The sequence below is a fragment of the Streptomyces sp. MBT53 genome, assembly GCF_016654115.1.
Lineage (GTDB): Bacteria > Actinomycetota > Actinomycetes > Streptomycetales > Streptomycetaceae > Streptomyces.
On record NZ_JAEQAZ010000149.1, the window covers coordinates 12903 to 32358 of the forward strand.

Below are 19456 nucleotides of genomic sequence, written 5' to 3' on the forward strand. Positions count from 1 at the left end.
CCGGAACGATTCGCAACTGCTCACACGTCTCACGGGCACCCTACCGCCCGTCGTTGTCAGTGGTTGTCAGTAGGATCGCGCAGTGCGGATCGGCGTCCGCCCGACACGGGGCGGCGGACGTAAACAACTCGGTCCGGCAAGGGAATTGGTGCTTAGTGAGCCAGATCGTCGTCAAGCGCCCGCCGAGGTCGCTGCCGAAGGAAGTGCCCACGGACGAGGTCATGCTGCAGGCTCCGCCGGAGCTGCCGCGCGGCCAGCAGGAGGGCGCCCTGATGCAGCTCCTGCCCATGCTCGGCATGGGCGGTTCGGTGGTGTTCTTCTTCAACCCCAGCGCCCAGCCCTTCATGAAGATCATGGGCATGGTGATGATCGCGTCCACGGTCGCGATGGGCATCTCGATGCTGGTCCGCTACCGCCGGGGCAACCAGGGGCAGATGGCCGACATGCGCCGTGACTATCTGCGCTATCTCTCCCAGACCCGGCGTACGGCCCTGGAGACCGCGCGGGCCCAGCGCGACGCCCAGTACTACCTGCACCCTTCGCCGGAGCAACTGTGGGCGCTGGTCGCCGAGGGCAGCCGCGTATGGGAACGCCGCACCAATGACGAAGACTTCGGGCAGGTGCGGGTCGGCCTCGGCCCCCAGGGTCTCGCCACTCCCCTGGTCCCGCCGGAGACCGCCCCGGTAGACGAGCTGGAGCCGCTGACGGCGGGCGCCATGCAGCGTTTCCTGGCCACGCACAGCACCCTCGAGGACCTGCCGATGGCGGTCTCGCTGCGCGCCTTCTACCACGTGACGATCAGCGGCGAACCGGCCACCGTGCGCGGCACCGCCCGCGCCCTCGCCGCCTCCCTCGCCTCGATGCACTCCCCCGAGGACCTGGTCATCGCGGTCGCCACCGGGCGCGAGTCGGTGCCCGAGTGGGAGTGGGCCAAGTGGCTTCCCCACGCGCAGGCGCCGGGTCTCGCGGACGGCGCGGGCAGCATGCGCCTGATCGCCACCGACCCGATGGCGCTGGAGGAGATGCTCGCGGAGCGCCTCCAGGGCCGCCCGCGTTTCCACCCGGCCGGCGCGCCGGTGCCCGAACAGCCGCACCTGGTGGTCGTGTTGGACGGCGTCTCCCTGCCGCCCACCTCCTTCCTGGCCAGCCCCGAGGGCCTCCAGGGCGTCACGATCGTCGAGGTCGTGCCCGGCGACCTCAACAGCGGACGCGGCGACCTCTCGGTCGTCGTGCACCCGAAGGAACTCCGCCTGGAGTCGGGCCACGGCATGGTCTACGAGGGCACACCGGACGTCCTGTCGTACGAGGCCGCCGAGGCGCTGGCCCGCCAACTGGCGCCGCTGCGCATGGTGTCGGGCGGTGACGACGACGAACCGCTGCTCGCCAACCTGGAGTTCACCGATCTGCTGAACCTGGGCGACGCGGCCTCCGTGGACCCGAAGCGGACCTGGCGCCCGCGCTCCACGGCGGAGCGGCTGCGGGTGCCGATCGGGCTCGGCGAGGACGGCCGGCCCGTGATGCTCGACCTCAAGGAGGCGGCCCAGGAGGGCATGGGCCCGCACGGGCTGTGTGTCGGCGCGACCGGTTCCGGCAAGTCGGAGCTGCTGCGCACCCTGGTCCTCGGCCTCGCGGTGACGCACTCCTCGGAGACGCTGAACTTCGTCCTCGCGGACTTCAAGGGCGGTGCGACCTTCGCCGGTATGGCGCAGATGCCGCACGTGGCGGCCGTCATCACCAACCTGGCGGACGATCTGACGCTCGTCGACCGTATGGGTGACTCGATCCGCGGTGAGTTGAACCGCCGCCAGGAGATGCTGCGCGACGCGGGCAACTACGCCAACATCCACGACTACGAGAAGGCACGCGCCGCGGGCGCCCCCTTGCAGCCCGTGCCGTCACTCGTCCTGGTGATCGACGAGTTCAGCGAACTCCTCACCGCAAAGCCGGACTTCATCGAAATGTTCGTGCAGATCGGCCGCATCGGCCGTTCCCTGGGCGTGCATCTGCTGCTGGCCTCGCAGCGCCTGGAGGAGGGCCGGCTGCGCGGCCTGGAGACGTACCTCTCGTACCGGATCGGTCTGCGTACGTTCTCGGCGGCCGAGTCGCGGGCCGCGCTCGGTGTGCCGGACGCGTACGAGCTGCCGAACGTGCCGGGTTCCGGCTTCCTGAAGTACGGCACCGACGAGATGGTCCGCTTCAAGGCGGCGTACGTCTCCGGGGTGTACCGCACCGGTTCGCAGCAGGCCGCCGCGCTCGGCGGGCCGCTCCCGGTGGACCGAAGGCCGGTGCTGTTCACGGCGGCGCAGGTGCCGGTGCAGTACGCGGCCGTGCCGCGGCAGCGCCAGGCGGAGACTCCGGACGAGAAGGACGACGCGCTCGCCGACACCGTGCTCGATGTGATCGTGCGACGACTTGAGGCGCAGGGTCCGGCCGCCCACCAGGTGTGGCTGCCCCCGCTGGACAGCCCGCCGTCGCTCGACTCCCTGCTGCCCGGACTCGCGGCCGTACCCGGCCGGGGCATGACGCAGCCCGGCTACGAGGGCGCGGGCCGACTCGTCGTCCCGGTCGGCCTGGTCGACAAGCCGTACGAGCAGCGGCGCGACCCGCTGTGGACGGACTTCGGCGGCGCGGCCGGCCATATGCAGATCCTCGGCGGTCCACAGTCCGGCAAGTCGACGCTGCTGCGCTCGCTCATCGCGTCGTTCGCACTCACCCACACGCCGCGCGAAGTGCAGTTCTACGCACTGGACTTCGGCGGTGGCGGCCTGTCGGCGGTGGCCGGTCTGCCGCACGTGGGCGGGGTGGCCTCCCGCCTCGACCCCGAGAAGGTCCGGCGTACGGCGGCCGAGGTCTACGGCGTGATGACCCGCCGCGAGGAGTACTTCCGTACGGCCGGAATCTCCTCGATCGCCGAGTTCCGCGCCCGCCGCGCGCGCGGCGACATCTCCGTGACGGACCAGCCCTGGGGCGATGTCTTCCTCGTCATCGACGGCTGGGGCAACTTCCGTACGGACTACGAGGCGTTGGAGCCGGTCGTGCTGGACATCGCGGCCCGCGGCCTCGGTTACGGCATCCATGTGATCCTCACCGCTTCGCGCTCCATGGAGGTCCGCGCGAATATGAAGGACCACCTGATGAACCGGCTGGAGCTGCGGCTCGGCGACCCGATGGACTCGGAGTTCGACCGCAAGGTCGCCGCCAACGTGCCCACGGGCGTGCCCGGGCGCGGCCAGACCCCGCAGAAGCAGCACTTCATGGCGGCGGTCCCGCGCATCGACGGCCTCTCCTCGGACACGGACCTCGCGGAGGCGACGACGGCCCTCACGGCCGAGGTCGCACGGCACTGGCAGGAGCCCGGCGCACCCGAAGTCCGGCTGCTGCCGAGGGAGTTCGCGGCGGCCCAGCTGCCGTCCGGCGACCGTTTCCCGAACCGGGGCATCTCCTTCGCCCTCGACGAGGACAACCTGGAGCCGGTGTTCGTCGACTTCGACCAGGACCCGTTCTTCCTGGTCTTCGGCGAGAGCGAGTCCGGCAAGTCGAACCTGCTCAAGCTGCTGATCAAGCGCCTCGGCGAGCGATACGACGGCACCGATTGCAAGCTGTTCGTGGTCGACAACCGGCGTTCCCTGCTGGGCGTGACCCCGTCCTCGCACCTGGCCGAGTACATCCCGATGTCGAACCAGATGCAGCACCACATGGACGCGCTGGCCGACCTGATGCAGCGCCGGACGCCGACGTCGGACGTCACTCCGCAGCAGCTCCGGGACCGGAGTTGGTGGCGGGGCCCGCAGGTCTTCGTGATCATCGACGACTACGACCTGGTGTCCACGTCGAGCGGCAACCCGCTGTCGGGGCTGACCGAACTCCTGCCGTTCGCCCGGGACGTGGGCGTGCGCTTCATCATCGCCCGCTCCACGGCGGGTGCGGGGCGCGCCGGTTACGAGTCGTTCATGCAGCGCATGAAGGAACTCGGCGCCCAGGGCGTGGTGTTGGCGGGCGACCCGGCCGAGGGCGACCTCCTGGGCGGGGTCCGGCCGCGGCCGATGCCCGCCGGGCGGGGCGTGTTCGTGTCCCGGAAGCGGGGGAAGCCGCTGGTCCAGATCGGCCGGGTGGCGGACAGCGACGAGTAGGCGCCCGGCTGGTCAGGGACCGAGTAAGCCCCCGGTGGGCCGACGTGTTCCTCAGAACGTGGTGAGGGCGACGACCTTGCTGTCGTGCATGAGGAAGACGCGGTTCCCGTCGGCGGCGAGGCGGGTGTAGTCGGTGCGGGGGAACTCGTACCGCCACAGCCTCCCCCCGTCGACCGCCTTCGCGGCGTCGAGTTCCATGGGATCGGTCGCCACCACGCTTTTGTCGATCGACCAGACCGCGTGCCCCTGCGGCAGGGCACGGCCCGCGTAGAGAGCCGTGCCCGCTGATTCGGAGTAGCCGGACCACAACTGGCTGCCGTCGCGCGGGTCCAGGCGTCTGGGATAGATGCCCTCCGTGGCGTAGAGCCTGTTCCCGGAGACCGTCACGGGTCCCCAGCGCTCCCGGTAGAGGTCCCCGTGGGGCTTGACGCTCCAGATCCGTTCCCCGTCGGCGATCCGCACCGCCTCCAGGGTGTAGCCGCCGAGGTACACGGTGTCGCCCCGGACAGCCGGGCGGCGTACGCGAGCGTCGCACCCAGCGCGTATACGTCACCCAGCGGACGCGGCTGCCCACCGGCCGCCTGCTCGGGCGGAAGACTCCCGGCGTCCAGTCCCGGCGCTCCCCACCGCGGCACACCGTCCGCTCCGGCGGCCCGTACCGCCCCGAAACAACCCAGCCGAGGCCCGTCGGCGGCGAGCAGCACGGCCGCCGGACACACCCCTGCGTGCGTCAACTCCTGCCCGTGCAGCACCGCGAGGGACTCGGCCAGCGCTACGGCGAGCGCGAGCACGATCCGCTCGGGCAGCGGACCGCGGTTCACCGCGAGGACGGTGGGGAGGGGCAGCGCGGGCAGGTAGGGCCGGGCGTGCCATGCCTCACCGCCCGGTGCGGCGAGTTCGACGGCCGGCAGCGCCCAGGGCCCGAGCAGATACCGCGAGGTGTCGGCCTCCGCCATGAACCGCCCCGGGTCGACCCCGGGCAGGGGCGCTCAGCAGGACGGTGCGGTCACCGTCGGGGCTGCGGGCGATGAAACGGCGTTCGGGGGTGGGGAGTTGAGGGACGGGGGTGTTGCTGTCGAGCCGGGTGACGACGGCGTAGGGACCGATCCGCCGAGTCGTTGCGCTGGTCACAGCCATGGATCGTGTGCTCCCCTCCGTCCGGCATCGGCTGGCGCTCACCCTCTCGTGCGGGGGCCGGGTACGGCAACAGGGTGGGCGCCTCCCGCGCGCACCCACCCTGTGTTGCTGTTGTTGCTACGTGCCTCGCCCTACTGGAAGTAGCTGGCGGCCTTCTTGTCGCCCTCCATGTAGGTACCGCCCGACGTGTACACGACGTGGCCGATGCCGGTCAGCGCGGTGTGGATGTCGTTGGCTTCCTTGTCCCAGCGGTGCAGCTTCTCGTTGAAGGTGTTCTGCGCGTCACCCTCCCAGTACTGCAGGCTCTTCACGACCAGCGCGCGAAGCTCCTGAAGATCCTGCTCCAGCTGCTTCGCCTCGTTGCCGATCTTGGTGGCCGCGAAGTCCAGCCCGTCATAAGTGACGGAAAGGCCGTCGGAGTTACGGCTCATGCGTGTGTACCTCGTCTCGTTCGTATGGCGCTGTGGGCGGCGTGACTCAGTAGGAGCTGAGCGAGGACGTGGGCACGGTCGGTGCGCCGTCCTGGAGGTCGATCTTGTTGACCGCCGCGCGGACCTCGTCTTCCTTGCTGTCCTTGATGTTGCGCGTCGCGGTCATCGCCTCGATGACGTCACCGAGGATGGTGCCGATCTTCTGCAGCGACTCATTGATCTCGTACTGCTTCTTGTCGAACGCGGCACGACCGATTCCGTGCCACTGACCCTCAAGCCCGTCGATCACACCCTGAAGCCCGTGCACGCGCTTGGCGATGCCGTCGTACTTGTCGAGCATCTGCTTCTGAATATCGACTACTGCGGCATCTTCGAGCTTCTGCTTGTTGGACATGGTCAGCTCACCCTTCTTCTATTGACTGGCGTCTTTTCTATTGACTGGCGTCGTGTGTTGACTGATTCGCGGTCTGGCTGGAAATCCCGGTCACCTGGCACGCCGTGCGCGCGCTACGGCAAAGCCCGCGCCGCCGATGACGAGCACGGCGGCGGCACCGGCGAGTGCGATCCAGGGCGTGTTGTTGTCGCTGGACGACTGTGCGCTTGATCCTGCGGCTGAGGTGCCGCCGGTGGAGGTCTTTTGCTGGGCCGGTGATGTGGCTGAGGCAGAAGGCGAGGGTGATGTTGCTGATTTCGCCAGCAGGTCCCCGCCATTGTCCTTCGCGAGCGGGTCGACGTTCGCGGGGCCGGCGTTGTAGTTGGGGTTTGCAAGGACCAGGCGCGGACGAATGAATCCGAAGCCAGCGTATTTGCTCGGGTCGTCCTTCGCCCAGGTGCGGCCTGCCGTGTCGATCAGAGAGCGCGTGACTTGGTTCACCGACCAGTTGGGGTGTGCGGACCAGACCAGAGCCGCAGCGGCCGAGGTAAGGGCTGCCGCAGCACTCGTACCGTTCTTGTCGTCGCAGTACGAGCGGAAGTTCGCATCGCACCAACCGGGGAACCCATCACCGGGCGCAGCAAGATCAACGTAGTTCCCGCTGGAGGAAAACTTCGCCACCGTCAGAGACTTGTTCGCCGCCGACACACCGAGCACGTACGGAAACGCGGCGGGATAACCAATACGGCCCTCGGTCTGGCCCTCGTTGCCAACCGCAGCGACCAGCAACTTCCCCTTCGAAGCAGCGTATTTGATCGCTTCCTCTTCGGTGGAACTCGGTCCCTCCGACCCGAAGGACATGTTGATGATCTTCGCGTCGGTGTCGGCTGCGGCCCTGATCGCGTCCGCAGGCTCGGGGGTCTCCTTCTTCTCGTCCGCCCCGCCCGTCAGATCGTCGAACTTGACCCGGTAAGGAACGATCTTGGCCCCGGGCGCCAGGCCCTGCAACCCGTCCTCTGCTCCAGTGCCCGCGATCAGCTCGGCCATGGTCGTGCCGTGGCCGTTGTAATCGTCCGTGGCTCGATAGGCCACGGACTTGGGCACCTCGTCTGTCAGAACCTGCCCCTTCAACGAGGGCGTGTTGGCGTTCACCCCGCTGTCGATGACCGCGACCTTGACTCCCTCGCCCGTGCTGACCTTCCACATCTGATCGGCCTGCATCGGGTCCAGATACCACTGTTTCGACTGAGCGTCGTAGGCTGCGGCACTCGGGGCAAAGCCGACACTCACCGCAGCCAAGGCGCCGACAACCGCACCCACGGCGCGCGCTCGACTTCCGTAGCACGCCTTGCGGAGTGCAGCCTGCTCGGCTGGTCGGCTGGTCCCTGACTTCATGGTGTTGTCTGTCCTCGCTCGTGCTCAGTTGGTGGCGGGCGGCACCTCGCGCCGCGGGTTGGTGGGCAAGTGCGTCTCTTCGCCCTCGACCAAGTGGTCGGGGCACGAAGCGCCGTCCGAACCTCTCCTGTCCTCACGCTTTCCACTGCCGTCCGGCCCTCGTACGAGGCCGGAACCTCCACGCGTCATGCCGTTCCGCTCTGTTCGGGCAACAGAATTTCGTTCAGTCGGCCGACTGGTAACAGCCTCGGACGCTGCTGTACCGCCACGAACGGTGGAATTCGAACCAGGCTTGTCGGCGGGCCCGGTCGCACCGAACACTCCACGCTGCCCGGGACGCCCGTTCCCAGGGCGAGAGTTGGTCGACTCCTCGGCGCCGACCACTGTGCCGCGGGGAATCCTCGATCCGCTATTCGCCGCCGTACCGGACGTAGTCGTGGGCCGCCCCCCAACCACACCGTTCGATCGGCCCGCACCGGTGGCTGAGCCATTGCCTACACGCGGCGTTGTCCCTCCCGCAGCACGTGGGGTACCGCCGGTGACGCCGCGCCCCATCGGGGCGGACTTGCCTCCGGAAGCAGTGCCCTTGGCCAGGGACTGACCGGTACCCGAAGCACGGCCCATTTGGTTCATGGGACCTCGTCCCGGGGAACGACCCGAACCCGAGTTGCTCAACCCGGACGTACCTGTTCTTCCCTGCGCGGTCGCGGGGGTACGGACACCGCTCGCTCCGCCGATACCCCGCCCCGAGGAAGCGTTGGGGATCGGCGTTCCGTAGGCACCGTCGAATCCGCTGGGCGAGCCACTACCCATGCTTGGCGTAGTCGCGACTGGTGACGTGTGAACAGGTCCAGGTGAGGTCGAGGTCGGCGGCAGCGTGCCGAGGCTGTCGATGTTCGTCGCCACAGGAACGTCGGGTTGCGTCGTTACGGCTGTGACATGCCTCGCAGGTGCCGAGGTCTCGTTCGTACTGTGCTTCGTGACATCACCCGTTGACGCAACCACCGTATGGCGGCTCGCGTGAACCGCCGCTGCCGAGTCGCCATGCGAACTCACGACAGACGCCGGAGGGTTGTAGCCGTACTCCTTGGCCGGCTGGGGGACGCCCACATCAGGCATGGTCGTGAACTCTGGCGTCTTGTCCTTGGAAGGCAAGGTCGACAGCGTGTCACTGGTTACCGCGTAGTAGGACGCCAACCGATTCATCTGGTTGATCGCCTCTTGGCGGTCCTTCTCCACCCGTACGGCAGCGGCGTACTCGGTCTTGTCCGCGACTTTCTCGGCCGCCGTGAAGGCCGTGGGGTGCTTGCGACTTGCCTGAGTGTCCCGAGGCGGCATGGCACCGCGTACCGACGCAAGGCCCACGGCGGCAGCCGAGATCTGGTCCCCTGCTTCTCCGGCGAAGTCGCTCAAGTGGTGCGTATTACTGACGAGGGAGCGACCCCAGCCACGGAATGCGTCGCCCGACTCTCCGACCCAATGGACCCTGTCGATGTGACCGTCAAGTTCCGTGGCTGCCGCCTTGATGGCATCCCGTGCGTCCCACAAGGCCTTCCCTGAGGACTCAAGGTCCTCGGGATCCGAACGCTCGACAAGGTCGATCAAGTCGTTCAGTTCGAGCTTGCGCTCCCCGAAGTCCGTGCCGCGCGACACAGCCTGCCCCAAGGGCGTGCATCCGACGGCCGAGCGAATGGCGCCGTTGAGGAACCCGCCTCGCGGGCCCTCTTCGACACCTCGGACAAAGTCGGTGACAGAGTTCTGCGCGGATGCACGGTGCAGGTCCGCGTCATGCTTGTGGTCAGTCATCGTCACGCCTTCAGGCCGGTACCAGTGCCGGTGCGCTGCTTGTCGTACCGCGCGTCCTGCGTCTGCTGGATCTGCGATTGAATCGCCCAGAACCGTTGGCGCTGTTCCTCTTCGAGGTTGTCGAAGCCCCGGTGTGCGCCCTGAACCGCGATGCCGATCGCCTCAATCTGCAGATGCAGCGACTTGGACAGCGACGTCAACTCCTTGTGGACACGCTCGTACTGGGAGTACAGGGCGTGCGCCTCAGGGAAGTCGCTCTCCTTTCCACTACTCAGAGAGGTCATCTTGATCGTCTGCGCACCCACCTTGGTCGGGTTGCCCGCCGACGACTCAAGGTCGCTCAGAACCGTGTCCACCCGCTTCATGAAGGTGGTCAGCGCCTCATTGCTGGCCTCCAGGTTCGCCGCCCTGGTCGCCGACACGTCCCCCACCATGTCTGCCGGAAGCACGACGCTCCTCCCCGTTTCCCCGTACATCCATCGGTCGCAGCTGAACCGAGGACGATGAACCGCTCACCCTACGATCGCAAAGCGAGCCACTCCTGACAACGCGTTTACCACTCTAGTCAACCTGTACATCGGGGCCAACCGGCCTGTGTGTTAACTCAGTTACGAGGCCGGGTCAGACGCCACGGTCTGCCGGTTTTGTCACTTTACGACTTATGGATCACGCGTCCGCGGTACCGGCGCCCCGTCGGAGGTCCGAGCCCGCACGACCACGTCGGATGCCGCCGGACGGGCCCTCATTGCGATCTTCATGGAATTCCCACACGCGACCGGCCGCTCCGGATCACCACGGCTCCCACGCGCCACTCGGGGCGCATCGGTGTCGAAAGGGGGCGCCCGGTCGAGTCACACGCTGGCAACGCCGGGTTTCGGCCGCCACGGCCTTCCGGTGCCGACGAGCAAGCGCGGATGTGACCACCGCCCCGTCGACCAACCACACACTCAGCACCCGCTCGAACCTTCACGATCGACAATCCGCGCAGATCGGACGCGACCTTAATTTTCCTCGGCACGGGTTGCTAACTTGACCAATCATCGTCAACAGGAGACGGCATCGCCTGCCGACTGGTGCGCCGGAGGCAGAGCACGGGGGAAGGTGGCCAACGGTGGGCTGGGACGAATGGGAGCAGCTCAAGGGCGACGCGCTGGCGCGCCAGCAGAGCTCCACGCACATGCAACTCAACTCGATCCCGGCCGATCCCGGCGGCGGCAATCCGCAAGGTGACCTGCGGGTCAGCCAGAGCGATCTCGCCGCGGTCGGCGACGCGGCGTACGAGTTGCACCAAGCCTTCCAGCACGACAGCGACCTCGCCCGTATGAGTTCCATCAAGGCCGGCGACAGCCTCAAGAGCGAGGGTTACGAGATCGGTTCGGCGCTGGACCACGTCGCCGAGCACTGGGTGGACCAGGTCCAGTCGCTCCTCGACGCGACGGCCCACATCTCCAACCACCTCGACTACACGAAGGGCGCGCACGCGGGCGACGAGGCGTACATCGCGGGCACGCTCAGCAGCATCGCCACGCTCGACCAGGGCTTCAACGAGCGGAAGGGCAGCTGAACCGATGGATCTCGACGCGCTCCGCTACGGCAACTTCCACCAGCTCGACGAGGCGATCACCGACTGGCAGAACATGGCGAAGAAACTCAAGACGCTCGCCAGCGACGCCGACAAGAACCTCAAGGGCAAGGCCGACAAGGCGGATTGGGCCGGCGTCAACGCCACTGTCACCCGTGAGTTCATCGACAAGACGGCGGGCGAGTTCGCGGACGCCCACACCCAGGCGGACACCGTCGCCAACATCCTCAGTGACACCCGCGGCGAACTCGTCGGCTACCGCGACCAGTTGAACGAAGCCGTCGCGGGCGGCCAGAAGAAGAGCCTGACGGTACTGGACACCGGCCAGGGCACTTTCGTCGTCACCCGGACCACCCGCCCCGACTGGGCTTCCGATCCCAGCGGCCGGTCCGACGCCGTCGACCAGCAGGAAGTCGACGCCCTGCGCGACGAGATCCAGCGAATCCTCACCAAGGCCGCCGAGAGCGACTCCACCGCGGCCAAGGCACTGCGCCTCATCGTCGACCAGGCCAAGTACGGCTTCTCCGACGCCAGTTACGAGGACCGGGACGCCGCGGCCAAGGCGATCGCCGACGCCGACGCGATGGCCAAGATCCTCGCCAAGAACCCGCACGACGTGACGAACACGGAACTCGCGAGCCTCAACGCCGCCTTGGTCAGATACAAGAACGACCCTCTTTTCGCCGAGGAGTTCGCCGAGCAGGTGGGCCCCAAGAAGCTCCTCACCTTCTACGCCGGCATCGCCGATCCGTACCAAGGGGGCTACGACCCCGCCCGCGGCGAGCAGGCCAAGCAGCTCCAGAAGAACCTGGGCATCACCATCGGCCGCGCCACGCTCTCCGACAGCGACAGGATGCAGAGCTGGGAGAGTGAGATGACCAAGCTCGGCCCGGACCAGCTCGGCATCGACGACGCGAGCAATCCGACCGGCTATGCCGTCATGAGCAATCTCATGCGCTTCGGCGACTACGACGACCAGTTCCTCAACGACTACGGCGACAAACTCCTCGCCTACGACAAACAGGTCAACGGCGAGGGCATCAGCCTCTGGGTCAACAACGCCAACCAGGGAGACCTCAACTACTGGGGCTACAAGAACGACCGCGGCCGCGATCCGGTGACCGGCTTTCTGGAGGCCCTGGGCCACAATCCGGGAGCGTCGGAGCAGTTCTTCGCGCGGCCCGATGTACCGGAGGGAGCCGTGGACAGGGACACCGTCGACGCGAACTCCGAGGTCAACGAGCACCTCAAGTACCTGACCCAGGAACGTGTCTGGGTGTCCGACGCCACCATGGAAGGCGACCACGACTTCATCGCCGGGCGGGACTCACTCGGCCATGCCCTCGAAGCCGCCACGACCGGATACGCCTACGACGCCACCGCGGACGCGGTGAAGGCCGGGGGTGACCATCGCACTGCCGCCACCGCGGCCGTGATGGAACAGGTGGCCTACCTCTACGGAGGCGAGGACGGCCCGACGTTGCTGCACGACCAGCCCGAACTCGCCGACAGCCTGGGCAAGATGGGCGGTGCGTACATCGATGACATCGACTACGAGCTGTCCGGTATCGGCGACCACGGCAAGGACGCGAGCGACTTCCCCGCCCAGTACGCCGGACGCGCGCGGTTCGGAAACCAGGGAGCCATCGACTTCCTGAGCGTCCTCGGGCAGAACGAGGACTCGCACAAGGGCGTGACGGCCGCTCAGCACCTATACACACTGAGCATGCTGGACGCCAACCCGGCCACGAGCGAGGCCCACATGAACCACGCCCGTGACGTCATGGCGGTCGGCGCCGAAGCGCGAGGCATCCTCGACAACTCCCGTGTGCAGCAGGCGGAGACGACGTACGGCCAAGACTCGGAAGAAGCGAACAAGGCGCTGGGTAGGTCAGCCGACTGGAAGAAGCTGCTCGTGGGGGCGGTCGTGGCGGGCGGAGTCGCAGCAGTACCACTGCCCGGCTCGACGGCCGCCGCACTCGTCATCGCCCCTCTCGCCGCGGACACCCTCACCGATGCAGCCAACACACTCCTCGGGCAGGAGATCGACAAGGCCACGGACGCCGCCGAATCCAATCCGGTCAACCGGTCGCAGATGACCAGTCGGCAGTTCTACGGCCAGGGCGTCGACGACCTCGGAACAACATACGAGTCGTACCTCAAGGACAACCCGCAGGCGAAGAACACGGCCGACCAACAGCAATGGACCGAAGAAACGAAGAGCAGTTATATGGGCACCGGCTCGCATGAGAACGACTACCGCGGCCGGCCCCCTTACAAAGACTGAGCAGGGACAGGGAATGCGTCGAACTATAGGGCGGGCCGCACGAATGAAGGCTCTCGCCATCACCGCCGCGGCCGTACTCGTCAGCGGTTGCAGCAACAACGCCGATGACAGCGATACGGCGGGGCAGGACACCGGTGCACCGGCAGGGAAGGTGTGTGACGGGACCATGGACCCGGCTGCTTCGGCCGCGCTGCGCCGGCTGGCCGGTTCGGATCGGTTCGACGAACTCACTGGGACCAATGAGGCAGGCGAGCCCAACACCTTCTCCTTGACCAGAGCCGTCAAGCATCTGCACGACGAGTACCTCAAACGGAGCGCGTGCAGACTGTACAAGTCCGGTGACAACAGCGGCCAACCCCTTCTGGAAGTCCGCTTTTCGGCATCCAGCACTCACCCCTCGGCCTCTGCGACGGAATCCAGCAGCGACCGGATCTCATATCCCTTGGGCGTCTACGCACTGGCCGGCAGCAACGGAGCGGACCTCTTCTTCCGCTGTCCCACCAAGGCAACCACCGGCAGTGCATCAGTCGGCGACACGAACTACGTAAAGGCGGAAATGTCCGCGATAGCCAACAACCTGCATGGCGACAGCGTGAACAAGGACCGCATGGTGGTGCTGAATTCGATGGCCAGGGCGGTCGCCAAGGCCGCCGGCTGCGCTTCCACCGCCGCGCTGCCGGCAGAGGTACCCGCAGCCAAGGGCAGCTGAGTTGAAGAAGGCCACGCGGGTGCCTACATCCTGGCGGCGGCCAGAAGGACGTCGCGAACATGGCGAATACAAGGACTGCCTCGTGCGACGACAGACACTCGAACCGCTGCAATACACGCCGAGCGCACGTACCGTACGGCCCCCAGGTCTACGTTTCCGCTTTCGACGCGTCGACAGTCAAGTCCCGACAACGCATGGGTGACACAACCAAGTTCACAGAGATGCCCAGTAGCGATGCAGTCATCCACTGATCGACAATGACTTTCTCGGCATCCAAGTAAGTTTCGAAAACAGACACTTCAGAGTCGGGTGGGGACTCCGGGAAAACCTTCTACCTCATTGGCTCGTACGCCCGGACCGGGGCACCAGCAGCGCCCTGCTCGCCGGGGCAGATTTCCACAAAGGCAACAGGCCGGGACTTGATGACCGTACTCAACTCCCTCTCGGGACAACTCCGAGCAGTATCACGCCGAGGGAAACCAAGTCTTCGAGCACGGTTTCAAGGCATCGATGCAGTCGGCGTACACGGTGCTCGACAGGGCCGACCATGATTCCTCTTGGACCAGCGGAAGCCCGGTCCAAGAAGACGTCGGCCAGCTCCCCTCCTCCGAAGGCTGAACCATGGCCTTCTCCCTCTCGAAGTCAGCGCTTTCGACGGCGATCGCCGTTCTCGCCGTCACGCTCTGCGGCCGCTCGTCGAAGTCGGCGCCGACACCTGAACCGAGCTCTTCGAGGAGGGGACAGGCGACATCGCAGGGCGCACCGGAGGTCAACTGACCATCTCCGCCCAGTGGGTCAAGGTCGCCGCCGGAGACCGCACCTGGAACGGCGCCAACGGCTGGACCGTTTTCGACCTGGCGGGCGACGGCGACAGAGACGTGAGCGTGCCGTACGCGAGTGCCGCGTCCGACACCTGGCACCTCGACTTCCGCTGCCCCGTCGGTCCCGGACGTGCGACGAACACCGCGCTCTCCCTGGTCGTCGGAACGTACCGACTCAACCAGAATCACGACGCCCGGGCCCCCGAAGACCTGCCCCGCGTCGTTGGGCGACTTGAAGAAACTCACCTGAACCGGCGGTGTCTTCCCCGAAACTTCACACGCCGACAATCACTACATTTCGGACCTGACCAGGACTTTACCCGGAGTGGGTTGCTAGCTTGACCGGAGATCGGAATCGAGCGCACGGGGGAAGGGTCTGTCCATGGCCTGGGAAGAGTGGGAACAGCTCAAGGCTCAGGCCGCCGACCGGCAGTCGCCTGCCATGCAGTTGAACCACGTCGACGGTGGCGGCGGGACGTACGGACCCTATGTCCTGCCGAAGGAGTACGGCGATCTCCGGGTCGGGCAGAAAGACCTGGCGAAGATCGGCGGCGCCGCGAACTCCCTCTACAACCAACTCTGGGACAAGGCCCGCGTCGCCGTGCCCAGCAGCGACTCCGCGGCCGGCGACCTCTCGACGCAGGGGTTCGCGCTCGGCGCCGGGCTCCGGCATGTGTCGACCCGCTGGGAGGAGCAGCTCAAGTCCCTGATGGACGCGTGCGCCCAGATCTCCAACCACATGCACACCACGACAAAGCTGCACGCCGGTGACGAGGGCTATATCCAGCGGCAGATGAGCAGCATCGACACGCTGGATGCCGGCTTCGACGAACGGGTCGGTGTGCCGGGCGAGAAGAATCCCGTCCATTCCGGAGACAAGGGGAAGAAGGACGAGAAGGGGTAGCGAGCGCCGGGGCGGTCAGAGGTCCGGCATATCGCCGGTCTCGTATTCGTTTCCCCTCCTTCCCCTCCTTCACCTGTTCTCCCGCCCTCTCCAAGGACACACCCCCATGCAACTCAACGCTCTCCGCGACGCGAATTTCACACTGCTCGACGACGCCGTGTCCGACTGGTCGACGCTCGTCAGGCACCTTGAGGAACTCAAGAAGGACGCCGAGGACGACCTTCACCAGGCCGCCAACAAGGCCGACTGGGCCGGTATGAACGCGAAGGTGTCCAAGGAGTTCATCGGGAAGACCGCCGGTGAATTCACCGACGCCCACACGCAGGCCCAGTCGATTCACAACATCCTCAGCGACACCCGGGACGAACTCAAGGGCTACCACGGGCAGTTGGTCGACGCCATCGAGGGCGGCCGGAAGAAGAACCTCACGGTCATCGGCTACGACGGCGGTTTCACCGTCACCACGAATGTTCCCCCCGAGGGCCGTGCCCAGGGGGACAAGGACAACGCGACGGAGATCACCGCGCTCCGGGATCAGATCCAGGGGATTCTGAACAAGGCGACCGAGAGCGACGAGACGGCCAGGACGGTCCTCCAAGCCATCGCGGATCAGAGCGAGTTGGGCTTCACGGACGCCACCTACGCCACCCGCGACGAAGCCGCGGCGGCCTTGAAGGAAGCCGACGAGCTGGCCGAGCTCGCGAAGAAGAACCCCGACGATCTGACGGTCCAGGACTTCGACCGGCTCAACGCGGGCCTCAAGAGGTACGGCGGGGACGAGCTCTTCGCGGAGCGGTTCGCCACGCGGCTCGGGCCGCAGAAGACCCTGGAGTTCTGGACCGGGATCACGGACGCCAACCGGGGGAACTACGAACTGGGGCACAAACGGCTCGACCAGTTCGACGATCTGCAGCGCAACCTGAGCATGACGCTGGCGCACGCGTCGCAGAGCGATTCGGCGGCGATGGCCGACTGGAAGCGCACGATGATCGACATCGGCGACAAGCCGCTGTACGGCGACCGGGGCGGCCCCATGGGTTTCCAGGTCATGAGCAACCTGATGCGGGCCGGCGACTACGACGACCGGTTCCTCCAGGACTACGGCACCAAGCTCATGGAGACCGAACGCAAGCTCACCGGCAACGGCGCGCACCGCAACGGGTTCTGGCAGCTCATGGGCGGAGACCCGTGGCTGAACCGCATCGGCGACGACAGCGGCTCCGACCCGCTCACCGGTTATCTCAAGGGTCTGTCCAACAGCCCTGACGCGGCCACCTCGTTCTTCAACCAGGAGTACGTCTCGAAGGACGACCCGGACAATCCCTTCGAGCGTGACTCGGACGACGAGAACGACTACAAGGGCAAGGTCACGCTGTCCAACTTCCAGTACCTGTTCGAGGAACGCGACTGGCCCCAGGAGGCGGACCTCCACGGCGACGACATCCACACCGGTCAGAACAATCTGGCCCTCGCGCTGGAAGCGGCCACCACCGGACATCCGGCGGGCGAAATGCCCACGGCGGACACTCCGGCCCACAACGCGGAGCAGGCAAGGCTGATGGAGAACATCGTCCAGTCGGTCTCCGAGGACCCGTCCCGCCTGAGCAAGAACAGCTATATGTCGGACAGCATGGGGCAGATCGCCGCGGAGTACATGCCTGACATCAATCGCCAGTTGCACGCGGGGCAGGACCATGAGACGGCGCTCTTCCCCATCGCGGGAACCGCGGCCGCCCCCGACGAGCGGGATCTGACGAGGTTCCTCTACACGGTCGGCCAGAATCCCGAGGGGTACGCCGCCGTGAATCTGGGCCAGCACAGCTATACGACCCAGTTGATGCAGCATCACTTCGAGCATCCGGACGCCTACGTCCAGGATCCGTCGTTCAGCCAGAGCGAGAACCTCAAGCAGGGGATCGACGGAGCGGCGCGCACCGCAGGCCAGATCGAGGGCATTCTCGGCGCCGGACGCGCCTATGCGGGCGAGTTGGAGGGCGGCGCCAAGGACGCCGAATACAACGCCGCTCTGGAGAACGCGAGCACATGGGGCGGAACCGCCATCGGTATCGGCGTCGGCATGGCCACGGAGCCGCTCACCGGTCCGGGGGGCGCGATCATCGGCGATCTGGCGGGGACGGCCGCCGACGAGATCATCAGCTCCATCACCGAGGGAGCCATGAAGGACAGTTCCGGCGAGGTGATCTACCGCAACGGTGCGAGCTTCCAGGACACCTCCGACTCGACGTACAAGTTGGTCGAAGCGGCGGCCAGGAAGGCGGGCGAGAATTCCGGTCACCGCTATCCCCTGATCGAGGCGTCCGTCGCGACCTCCGCGGAAGACGGATTCGACTCGGCCGGCCGGAAGGTCCACCAGTACCTCGACGGAGAGGGAATCCCCCGGCAACTCGACACGGAAGACTGAAAAGTGAAACTCACTCGTTCAAAGACTCTTCTCGCCTGCGTGGTGTTCGTCTCGCTGGCTCTCCTCGCGGGCATCGCCTACGCGGTCGAGCTGCCGCCCTTCGAGGAGAAGGTGGGCGACATCCGGGCATCGGATGTGTGCGCGACCATGGGATCCGGGTCCACAAGTGCCGCCGCCCTGAAGCGGGTTCTGCCGGAGAAGTCGTCGTACTCGTTCGACGACAGCCTGACGGACCTCCGCCTCGACGCGACCGACGACACGTACCAGACGGACTGCACCGTGGACGGGGGCGGCGAACAACTCGCCTGGACGGGGACCGAGTTGCTGGAGTACGACACCACGGAGGCATGGGCCGAGGAAGTACTGGGGCAGTACGACTCCGTGTCGGCACTGACACCGTTCACCGCCGGGGACAAGGCACTTGCCTCGTCAAAGGTCGCGGCGGTCTACCTTCCCTGCACATCGCACGGTGCCGACCGTCACCTCAGTGTGGTCGTCAACCTGAAGAAAAAGGGCAGTGCCGGCGACTCGACCCTGCGCTCCGGACTCATCACCCTCGCCAGAAATGCCGCCGAATACGCCCACACCAAGGCGAAGTGCGATACGCCGAACAAACTCGGGTGATAGTTCGTAGCGGTGCTCCTTGTCGTGGTCACGGCTTCTTGTTCTTCGTAGTCGCCCACTCGCGAGTACGCCCTGCCCAAGGATCTCCGCATCGGAGCTGCGGCCGTTCGTCGAGCAGTACGCGGCTGCCGTCGCAAAGACCAACGCGTGCCAGGACTCACGCCCCCACCTGGCCGTGACCGCCTTCTCGCAGGCGACCTTCCTCGCCTACCTGCATGGCCAATGGAACTCGGAGAGTGACGCGAAGTGAGGCACAAGACATACATCCTGCGGGGTGTCTCCACAGTCGTCGCCGGCGTCACCGCCGTCGCCGCGGCCGGCTGCTCGGCGGACAAGCCGAGTCGGGAGTTCACGGTGCCCAAAGCCCTCTGCGGGGTGTCCGTGCCGGTCGACGCGCTGTCCCGGCTCCTGCCCGCCTCCGGCAAAACGCTCACCACTGAGGCTAAGGGGTCGACCGACTCTGCGCTGCTCTGCACGGTCGACGTCGACGACGTCATGGTGCTGGCGTTGAGCAGGGAGCGCATCGTCGCCGGTGACTCGGCGCGGCACATCCTGTACACCCAACTCCGCGTCACACAGCCGAAGTTCACGGAAGGCACCAGCATCGCGTACGTCGACCACGCCGCTGTGTCACTGCTCAAGTGCCGTGGAGCCGGCGTCGAGGAGGAAGACATCAGCACCCTCGTCAACGTCTTGAAGCCCGCACGGTCGGACGAGTCGGCCATGAAGAGCCTGATCACCGACTACACGGCGAGAGTCAAGAAACAGGGGCCTTGCAAGAAGACCCCCTGAGCGGGTGTCGGGGCCCGGCAACCGGGCACCCCGTCAACTCCCC

At 66.5% G+C, this 19456-nt stretch carries 14 protein-coding genes and 1 pseudogene; 8 read left to right on the plus strand and 7 right to left on the minus strand.

Going from position 1 to position 19456, the window contains the following annotated elements; translation table 11 throughout:
* Positions 1-155: 155 nt before the first annotated feature.
* Positions 156-4130 carry a type VII secretion protein EccCa gene (gene eccCa, locus JHN45_RS37715; RefSeq protein ID WP_201054100.1) on the plus strand — a complete coding sequence of 1325 codons (3975 nt, stop codon included), beginning with the start codon at positions 156-158 and terminating at the stop codon, positions 4128-4130.
* A 51-nt stretch (positions 4131-4181) separates the two neighbouring features.
* Here the strand turns inward: eccCa and JHN45_RS37720 are convergent, their stop codons facing one another.
* From JHN45_RS37720 to JHN45_RS37745, 6 genes and pseudogenes are all read right to left on the minus strand, one after another.
* Positions 4182-4622 (minus strand): PQQ-binding-like beta-propeller repeat protein, encoded by a 441-nt coding sequence (locus JHN45_RS37720; protein ID WP_201054101.1) that lies wholly within the window; start codon positions 4620-4622, stop codon positions 4182-4184.
* Between the two features lie 20 nt (positions 4623-4642).
* Positions 4643-5267 (minus strand): annotated as a pseudogene (locus JHN45_RS37725) (serine/threonine protein kinase); the annotation flags it as partial.
* A gap of 131 nt (positions 5268-5398) precedes the next feature.
* Positions 5399-5698 (minus strand): WXG100 family type VII secretion target, encoded by a 300-nt coding sequence (locus JHN45_RS37730; protein ID WP_043683472.1) that lies wholly within the window; start codon positions 5696-5698, stop codon positions 5399-5401.
* Between the two features lie 46 nt (positions 5699-5744).
* Entirely contained in the window at positions 5745-6092 is a 348-nt protein-coding gene (locus JHN45_RS37735) for a WXG100 family type VII secretion target (RefSeq protein ID WP_200683897.1), read from the minus strand.
* A gap of 90 nt (positions 6093-6182) precedes the next feature.
* Entirely contained in the window at positions 6183-7391 is a 1209-nt protein-coding gene (locus JHN45_RS37740; protein WP_307783306.1) for a S8 family serine peptidase, read from the minus strand.
* Between the two features lie 1883 nt (positions 7392-9274).
* Positions 9275-9721, minus strand: coding sequence for a hypothetical protein (locus tag JHN45_RS37745; protein ID WP_201054105.1), 447 nt, complete (start codon positions 9719-9721; stop codon positions 9275-9277).
* A gap of 662 nt (positions 9722-10383) precedes the next feature.
* On the opposite strand from JHN45_RS37745, the gene JHN45_RS37750 reads away from it, so the two are divergent.
* From JHN45_RS37750 to JHN45_RS37760, 3 genes are read left to right on the plus strand one after another with little or no spacing between them, the layout of a single operon-like run.
* Positions 10384-10836, plus strand: coding sequence for a hypothetical protein (locus tag JHN45_RS37750; RefSeq protein WP_201054107.1), 453 nt, complete (start codon positions 10384-10386; stop codon positions 10834-10836).
* 4 nt (positions 10837-10840) lie between these two features.
* Positions 10841-13141 (plus strand): hypothetical protein, encoded by a 2301-nt coding sequence (locus tag JHN45_RS37755; protein ID WP_201054109.1) that lies wholly within the window; start codon positions 10841-10843, stop codon positions 13139-13141.
* 43 nt (positions 13142-13184) lie between these two features.
* Positions 13185-13850: a hypothetical protein gene (locus JHN45_RS37760; RefSeq protein WP_201054111.1), complete on the plus strand. Its 666-nt coding sequence runs from the start codon at positions 13185-13187 to the stop codon at positions 13848-13850.
* Between the two features lie 464 nt (positions 13851-14314).
* On the opposite strand, the gene JHN45_RS37765 is transcribed toward JHN45_RS37760, so the two are convergent.
* Complete coding sequence (locus tag JHN45_RS37765) at positions 14315-14917, minus strand: hypothetical protein (RefSeq protein ID WP_201054113.1); 603 nt, start codon at positions 14915-14917, stop codon at positions 14315-14317.
* A gap of 136 nt (positions 14918-15053) precedes the next feature.
* Between JHN45_RS37765 and JHN45_RS37770 the strand changes: the two genes are divergently transcribed.
* The 4 genes from JHN45_RS37770 (at position 15054) to JHN45_RS37785 (ending at position 19413) form a co-directional block, all read left to right on the plus strand.
* On the plus strand, positions 15054-15575 hold the full coding sequence (locus JHN45_RS37770) for a hypothetical protein (protein WP_201054114.1): 522 nt from the start codon (positions 15054-15056) through the stop codon (positions 15573-15575).
* A gap of 106 nt (positions 15576-15681) precedes the next feature.
* Positions 15682-17997 (plus strand): hypothetical protein, encoded by a 2316-nt coding sequence (locus JHN45_RS37775; RefSeq protein WP_201054117.1) that lies wholly within the window; start codon positions 15682-15684, stop codon positions 17995-17997.
* 3 nt (positions 17998-18000) lie between these two features.
* Positions 18001-18621, plus strand: a complete 621-nt coding sequence (locus JHN45_RS37780) for a hypothetical protein (RefSeq protein WP_307783305.1) — start codon at positions 18001-18003, stop codon at positions 18619-18621.
* A gap of 246 nt (positions 18622-18867) precedes the next feature.
* Positions 18868-19413, plus strand: a complete 546-nt coding sequence (locus JHN45_RS37785; RefSeq protein ID WP_201054120.1) for a hypothetical protein — start codon at positions 18868-18870, stop codon at positions 19411-19413.
* The last annotated feature ends 43 nt before the right edge of the window (positions 19414-19456 follow it).